Annotated in this window: 5 protein-coding genes; 1 reads left to right on the plus strand and 4 read right to left on the minus strand. The window is 61.9% G+C overall.

All coding sequences use genetic code 11. The features are described from left to right. Positions 1-171: 171 nt before the first annotated feature. The 3 genes from uvrB to HMPREF2674_RS08655 form a co-directional block, all read right to left on the minus strand. Positions 172-2,340: an excinuclease ABC subunit UvrB gene (uvrB, locus tag HMPREF2674_RS08645; RefSeq protein ID WP_070825439.1), complete on the minus strand. Its 2,169-nt coding sequence runs from the start codon at positions 2,338-2,340 to the stop codon at positions 172-174. Between the two features lie 146 nt (positions 2,341-2,486). Further along, positions 2,487-3,740 (minus strand): 2-oxoglutarate dehydrogenase, encoded by a 1,254-nt coding sequence (locus tag HMPREF2674_RS08650; protein ID WP_070825440.1) that lies wholly within the window; start codon positions 3,738-3,740, stop codon positions 2,487-2,489. Positions 3,741-3,917: 177 nt separating this feature from the next. Beyond that, positions 3,918-4,604 (minus strand): IMPACT family protein, encoded by a 687-nt coding sequence (locus HMPREF2674_RS08655; RefSeq protein ID WP_070825441.1) that lies wholly within the window; start codon positions 4,602-4,604, stop codon positions 3,918-3,920. 58 nt (positions 4,605-4,662) lie between these two features. Here HMPREF2674_RS08655 and coaE point away from each other — a divergent pair, with 58 nt between their 5' ends. Continuing rightward, entirely contained in the window at positions 4,663-5,298 is a 636-nt protein-coding gene (gene coaE / locus HMPREF2674_RS08660; protein ID WP_070825442.1) for a dephospho-CoA kinase, read from the plus strand. A 224-nt stretch (positions 5,299-5,522) separates the two neighbouring features. Here coaE and rpsA read toward each other — a convergent pair whose 3' ends face one another. Beyond that, positions 5,523-6,977, minus strand: coding sequence for a 30S ribosomal protein S1 (rpsA, locus tag HMPREF2674_RS08665; RefSeq protein WP_049334100.1), 1,455 nt, complete (start codon positions 6,975-6,977; stop codon positions 5,523-5,525). Positions 6,978-7,472 lie beyond the last annotated feature (495 nt).

Here is a 7,472-nt window from a genome sequence, read left to right on the forward strand (position 1 = left end):
TTTTCTTTATCGTTCGGAAGCATCAAGGTGTTATTTGACACGTAAAACACCTTGATAGTGTACAGCATGTATCTGCACTCAGTAGAACTTCATGAACAATGAGTTACCTCATGGCGAAAAACCCACGTCGGCCCCTAAACGCTGGGTTTAGAACACCTTAGAACACCGGGTTTAGGCGTGACCCGCCTCCTTCATCAGACGCAGCTCCTTCTTCAGGTCGGCCAGCTCGTCGCGCAGGCGCGCCGCCAACTCAAACTGCAGGTTCTCCGCGGCCAGGCGCATCTGCTCGTTCATCTGCTCAATCAAATCCAGCAGGTCCTCGGCGGGTGCCGCCGCCAGGCCGTCGGCGCGAACGCGCGCCTCCGCACGGGCGAGAAGCTCCTCCGACTCCGGGGTGCTCGTGGCAATCTTCGAGGAGGTCGCAGAACCGGTCTTTACCCCCGCACTCACCGTGCGGGCACCCTTCTTACCGCTCTTACGCTGCTGCAGAAGCTCGCGGGTGTCCTCTTCCTCGCGGGCGAGAACATCCGTAATATCGGCAATCTTCTTACGCAGCGGCTGCGGGTCGATGCCGTGCTCGCGGTTGTACGCCTGCTGAATCTCGCGGCGGCGGTTCGTCTCATCAATCGCCACGCGCATAGAATCCGTAATCTTATCGGCGTACATGTGCACCTGGCCGGACACGTTACGCGCCGCACGACCAATCGTCTGAATCAGCGAAGTGGTCGAACGCAGGAAGCCTTCCTTATCGGCATCCAGAATCGCAACCAAGGACACCTCGGGCAGGTCCAGGCCCTCACGCAGCAGGTTAATACCGACCAGCACATCGAAGGTGCCCAGGCGCAGCTCACGCAGAAGCTCCACACGGCGCAGAGTGTCAACGTCAGAATGCAGGTACTGCACCTTCACGCCGTGCTGTAGCAGGTACTCGGTCAGATCCTCCGCCATGCGCTTGGTGAGGGTCGTGACCAGCACACGCTCATCACGCTCAACGCGCACGCGAATCTCCTCAAGCAAATCATCAATCTGCCCCTTGGTCGGCTTGACCACAATCTCCGGGTCAATCAGGCCGGTCGGGCGAATAATCTGCTCCACATAACCATCAGCCTGCGACAGCTCATACTTACCGGGGGTCGCCGAAAGGTAAATCGTCTGACCGATACGCTCCAGGAACTCCTCCCACTTCAGCGGGCGGTTATCCATCGCCGACGGCAGACGGAAACCGTGCTCGACCAGGGTGCGCTTACGGGACATATCGCCCTCATACATGGCACCAATCTGCGGGACCGTCACGTGCGACTCGTCAATAATCAGCAGGAAGTCATCCGGGAAATAATCCAGCAGACAGTTCGGGGCGCTACCGGGGGCACGACCGTCAATATGGCGCGAGTAGTTCTCAATGCCATTGCAGAAGCCCATCTGCTCCATCATTTCCAGGTCGTAGGTGGTGCGCATACGCAGACGCTGCGCCTCCAGCAGCTTGCCCTGGGATTCGAGGGTCTGCAGGCGCTCGCGCAGCTCATCCTCAATGGAGGTAATAGCCTTCGCCATGCGCTCAGCACCGGCAACGTAGTGGCTTGCGGGGAAGACATACATTTCTTCTTCCTCGCGAATTACCTCGCCGGTCAGCGGGTGCAGGGTGTAAATCGCCTCAATCTCATCACCGAAGAACTCAATGCGGATTGCGTTCTCCTCGTACATGGGGATGATTTCGACGGTATCGCCGCGCACACGGAACGTGCCACGGTGAAAGTCCATATCGTTACGCGCGTACTGCATCGCCACGAACCGGCGCAGTAGCTCGTCGCGGTCAACCTCCTCACCACGACGCAGAGTCACCATCTGCTCAACGTACTCCTCGGGCGTGCCCAGACCGTAAATGCAGGACACTGTCGCAACCACCACCACGTCGCGGCGAGTCAGCAGGGAGTTCGTCGCCGAGTGGCGCAGACGCTCCACCTCCTCATTGATGGAGGAGTCCTTCTCGATGAACGTATCGGTCTGCGGCACGTACGCCTCAGGCTGGTAGTAGTCGTAGTACGAGACGAAGTACTCCACCGCATTATTCGGCAGCAGCTCGCGCAGCTCATTCGCCAGCTGCGCCGCCAGGGTCTTGTTCTGCACGAGCACCAGGGTCGGACGCTGCACCGCCTCAATCAGCCAGGCTGCGGTCGCGGACTTACCGGTACCGGTAGCGCCCATCAGCACAATGTCCTTCTCACCGTTCTGTACACGCTCGGTGAGCTCGGCGATAGCCTTCGGCTGATCACCGGCAGGCTGGAAGGGGCTGACCACCTCAAAGGGGGCGACGATGCGGTTAATTTCGGGTGCGTAACTCATGTATCCATCCTAGGGAAAAGCCGCCCCATACGCCCCAGAATTGGTCACTCTTTTCTACTGGCGCAATATAATCACGCGCAATGCGCTCGCAATACCCTCAGCCCACCGGTGGCTACATACCAGTGGGGCACCTCGCAGGTAAGGATTTAGCGCACCTCCACGGTGGCTCCGGCGAGGCTCATCAGCGCCCGGTTCGTCAGCGGCAGGTAGCCGTTCAGGGTGCTCAGGATCAGCTGCATTGTGCGTTCTTCGTCTTCCACGCTCAGGCCCGCGGGAATACCCACCCCCGGGGTGTTAATGCGGTGCTTGTACAGGTCGATCACCGCGCATACGGTGCGGCCGGGGGCGCGCAAGACCGGAAGCATGCCGCTGTGGGTGAGGGTCCGCAGGCCTCCGGCGGAGGTCACCTCTGCCGTGCGTACATCGGGCAGGACGAAGCGTCCACCCACGAAGGGGCTCAGGGAGGCCGCGCCCGAAGGCTCAGGAACATCCAGCGAGGTTGGGAGGGGTTCTCCCGTTTTCGCGGTCACGGCCACGTAGCGCACCTGCCGGTCCATGGCGTTCAGGTAGTCCAGCTCGGCAAATTCCTCGATGCGGTAGTTCTCGGTGACCCCGGAGGCATCCACGGTGCGGCTGGTCAGCTCCTCGTCGTAGAAGCTGGCCACGCACACCTGCGGGGCGCCTCGCTCCACGCGGGCACGGCATCGGTAGTCGTCGTCGAGGAGCCAGAGGGACAGCTCGTAGCCGTCGGGGATATCGCGCACGCCGGAAGCGAGCAAAACATCGCTGCCGTCTAGGGAGAAAGGCTCCCACCCGATCGGTTCAAAGGCGTTGAGGGCACCGTTCAGGGCGGGGTTGCAGGAGCCGAGGCTCGAGGATTGTTCGGCCGGAGCAAACGCCTCGGTGGAGGGCATGGAGACGGTCAGGCCGCGCAGACGGCCGGCCATGCAGAGTTCGATGGCCATAAGCAGGTGCCCGGCCCCCTCACGGTTGAGCGCCGGAGCCTGGATGAGGTGCAGCACCCGCGAATTGTCGAGGCTGAGCTTCTCCCCCACCCCGCGGGCGGCGTTTGAGTAGCGGTTGTGCAGGCGCACGAGCTCGTCGAGAGGCAGCGTTCGGCCCACGGAGGCGAAGGCCTCGGCGATGGCCGCCACGTGCTGGGGGAAGAGGCGGCTGAGCCGGCCTAGCTGGCGGGCGAACTCGCCGGGGCGGCGGGTGAGCACGCCCAGGAGGGTGCCGAGGTTCTGCTGACGGTAGGCGTCGAGGAGCTGCGCGACGGTTGCCGGCTCAAGCTGGGCGGCAGCTCCCGCGCTCCCCTGCCGACGGGTGAGGGTTGCCGCCCCTTCCATTGCGTTAGCGGGTTCCTCTACTCCATTGGGGATGATGCCCTGCTGCGCCACACTATCACGACCTCAGATATTGGATGAGTTTTTAGCACTCCCTCTACCCTATCAACAACGACGGGCAATTACTAGGGTTAGAGTAACTATTAACTAAGGTTTGGCTACCTTTTGGGTTTTGAGGGCTTTATGAGAATGATTGAGCCCGGCAATTCGAGTGGCGGTAGGGGCGGTAACCTAGACCGGCAGATTCACCCACTGCGTGTCACCCCAGGTCACGCTCGCCGCACCCGAGCTGAGGCTCACCACCAGCTCCTCCGCACGCGACAGCTCCTCAGCGCGGTCAAACACGCCCACCGAGATGACCGCGCCCTCCGCACCGTACTCGGTACCCAACACGTTCAGGCCCGCGGCGCGCATCTCGTTCTCCAGACGGCCCGCATCCGCATGCGAGCTAGGAACCTCACCCACGCGCAGACGCTCACGCGAATCGAATAGCGCACCATCCAGGGTCTGTACTACTGAATCGGTGTAGGCACGCACCAAACCGCCCGCGCCGAGCTTAATGCCACCGAAATAGCGCACGACCACCGCAACCACATCGGACAGATCGGTGGTGCCGTCCTCGCGGGTCTGGCGCGCCAGCAGCGCCTGCATCATGGGCACACCGGCGGTACCGGCGGGCTCGCCGTCATCCGAGGAACGCTGCACGTCGCGGTCGGCACCAATCACGAACGCCGAGCACACGTGGCGGGCGTCGTGGTAGGTCTTGCGCACCGACTCAATGTAGGCGCGCGCCTCCTCAACGGTGCTCACGCGCTTGATGTGACCAATAAATTCGCTACGCTTAATTTCGAGGAGGCTCTCATAGGGCTCATCGCCGCGCGGCACAAGGTAGCGATTGGCGCGAGTTTCTTCCTGCATGTGTCCTCCTCTAATCAATACCTATCTATTGTGGCACAGCCCGTCAGGAGCACCGTCCATGTCCCAGCCTTCTTCCCCCGCCTCCACTGCCCTGCGCCGTTACGCCCTCACCGGCGGTATCGGCAGCGGCAAGAGCACCATCGCCTCCCTCTTCGTTGAGCAGGGCGCATTCCTGGTGGATGCGGACGCTATCTCCCGCTCCCTCATGGAGCCCGGTGAGGCGGTGCTCGCCCGCACGGTCGCGGAGTTTGGCGAGCACCTGCTCGACGAGGACGGCCGCCTCAACCGCCCCGCCCTGGCGCGTATCGTGTTCAATGATGAGCAGGCGCGCCTGCGCCTAAACGCAATCGTGCACCCCGCTATTCGTGAGCGCGCCGCGCAGCTGGTGGAGCAGGCGCAGTCCGAGCCCGGGTTCAGCGGCATTATTCTGGAGGACATTCCGCTACTCGTGGAGAGCGGCGACCCGTCCGCTTTTGAGGGCGTGGTCGTGGTGCGCACTCCCCTGGCGACTCGCCTGCAGCGCCTCGTGTCTTCGCGCGGTATGAGCGAGGAGGATGCGCGCGCCCGCATCGCCGCGCAGGCTACCGACGAGCAGCGTGAGGCGGTCGCAACCTGGATCATTGATAATGGCGGCTCGCTGGAGGAAACCGCCGAGCAGGTGCGCACCGTCTGGGAGCAGATGACCGCAGCCTAAAATCCTCCCCAGCAACACAGGGCACAGCAATACAGAGCACAGCAACACCGGGCACGTACCCCGGATCCCAACGCCCCCACCCCTGACTCACCTAAACCCCCAATAACGCAAAGAACCCCCTCACCTCCCAAACGGGAGATGAGGGGGTTCCCCTGCTCTAGGCACCCCACGCGGGGGTTACCTATCGGCTATTACGCCTGATGAGTGCTCATCTGAGCGGCAGATTAGTTGCCGGTCAGCTTCTTGCGGAGCTCAGCCAGTGCCTCATCCGATGCGAGGGTGCCTGCGGAAGCGGGCTCCTCGGAGGAGTAGGAGGTCGGTGCGGGCTCAGCTGCTGCGGGAGCTGCTGCTGCAGCCTCTGCGTCAGCCTCGAGAGCCTTAGCAACCTGAACCTTGTGAGCCTCGAAGCGAGCCTGTGCCTCTGCGTACTGTGCTTCCCATGCCTCGCGCTGTGCGTCGAAGCCTTCCAGCCACTCGTTAGCCTCGGGGTCGAAGCCCTCGGGGTACTTGTAGTTGCCGGCCTCGTCGTACTCTGCGGCCATGCCGTACAGAGCCGGGTCAAACTCGGTAGCGTTGGGGTCAACGCCCTCGTTTGCCTGCTTGAGGGACAGGGAGATGCGGCGGCGGTCCATGTCGATGTCGATGATCTTGACGAAGACCTCTTCACCAACGGAGACGACCTGCTCAGCCAGGTCAACGTGGCGGGTTGCCAGCTCGGAGATGTGGACGAGGCCCTCGATGCCGTCCTCAACGCGCACGAATGCACCGAAGGGAACGAGCTTGGTGACCTTGCCGGGAACAATCTGGCCCAGAGCGTGGGTGCGGGCGAATGCCTGCCACGGATCTTCCTGGGTTGCCTTGAGCGACAGGGAGACGCGCTCGCGATCCAGGTCCACCTCGAGAACCTCGACGGTGACGGGCTGGCCAACCTCGACAACCTCGGAGGGGTGGTCGATGTGCTTCCAGGACAGCTCGGAAACGTGAACCAGACCGTCCACGCCGCCCAGGTCCACGAATGCACCGAAGTTGACGATGGAGGAGACAACGCCCTCGCGGACCTGACCCTTCTCCAGCTCGTTGAGGAAGGAGGAGCGGACTGCGGACTGGGTCTCTTCCAGGTATGCACGGCGAGACAGAACAACGTTGTTGCGGTTCTTGTCCAGCTCGATGATCTTAGCTTCGAGCTGCTGGCCGATGTAGGGAGCGAGGTCGCGGACACGGCGCATCTCGACGAGGGATGCGGGCAGGAAGCCGCGCAGACCGATGTCGAGGATGAGGCCGCCCTTGACAACCTCGATAACGGTGCCGGTGACGACGCCGTCGTTTTCCTTGATCTTCTCGATGTCGCCCCATGCACGCTCGTACTGTGCGCGCTTCTTGGAGAGGATCAGGCGACCTTCCTTGTCCTCCTTGGTGAGGACGAGTGCCTCAACCTCGGAGCCGAGCTCGACGACCTCGGAGGGGTCGATGTCGTGCTTGATGGACAGCTCGCGGGAGGGGATGACGCCTTCGGTCTTGTAACCGATGTCGAGCAGAACCTCATCGTGGTCGATCTTGACGACCTGGCCGGAGACGAGATCGCCGTCGTTGAAGACCTTGATGGTCTTGTCGACAGCCTCGAGGAATGCCTGCTCGTCGCCGATGTCGTTAATTGCGACCTGAGGGATGTTGGTGCTCATGTAGTGAGGGCTCCAATTGGATTTCTAATAGGTCGACGCCGCCGGTTCACCGTTCAACACCCCCGACTGGAGGCGCTAATCGGCTCACTGTTTCACTCCGGCGCGCACGGTATAGGACCGCTAACGCCTTTGAACGAAGTGAGGAAACGTCGAGCTGACGGATACTTACAATGTGTACCGCCGCCGAGGCGAAGACGCTTCAGCGGGTGTACGGAAGATATAACTCGTTTTTCCGGAAAGTTATTCCCATAAAACGGTTGCAAAAACCCGTACGTTGGTACACGCGATTACCAGTGTACGGGAATCCCGGGCGTGTCGTCAATGGATGCGCGCCCGGAATTCCCGTACTTATTTGCGGTTTTGGAGTTGTGGTTTGCGGAGGGGTTTTGCGGAGGGTCGATGCTCGTCCTCGTTCCTCTCCCCCTGCCCAAGGAAGCAGCCGGTGCGCACCTTCCTGCGCTCCTACAGGGGAACCCACCCTCTCGGGCGCTCCGC

Source organism: Rothia sp. HMSC062F03 (assembly GCF_001836905.1).
GTDB classification, from domain to species: Bacteria; Actinomycetota; Actinomycetes; order Actinomycetales; family Micrococcaceae; genus Rothia; species Rothia mucilaginosa_A.

What these genes read in the sequence shown, in the direction of transcription:
- rpsA (WP_049334100.1), bottom strand. Translation starts at nt 6,977, where the DNA reads ATGAGCACCAACATCCCTCAGGTCGCAATTAACGACATCGGCGACGAG.
- uvrB (WP_070825439.1), bottom strand. Translation starts at nt 2,340, where the DNA reads ATGAGTTACGCACCCGAAATTAACCGCATCGTCGCCCCCTTTGAGGTG.
- HMPREF2674_RS08655 (WP_070825441.1), bottom strand. Translation starts at nt 4,604, where the DNA reads ATGCAGGAAGAAACTCGCGCCAATCGCTACCTTGTGCCGCGCGGCGAT.
- coaE (WP_070825442.1), top strand. Translation starts at nt 4,663, where the DNA reads ATGTCCCAGCCTTCTTCCCCCGCCTCCACTGCCCTGCGCCGTTACGCC.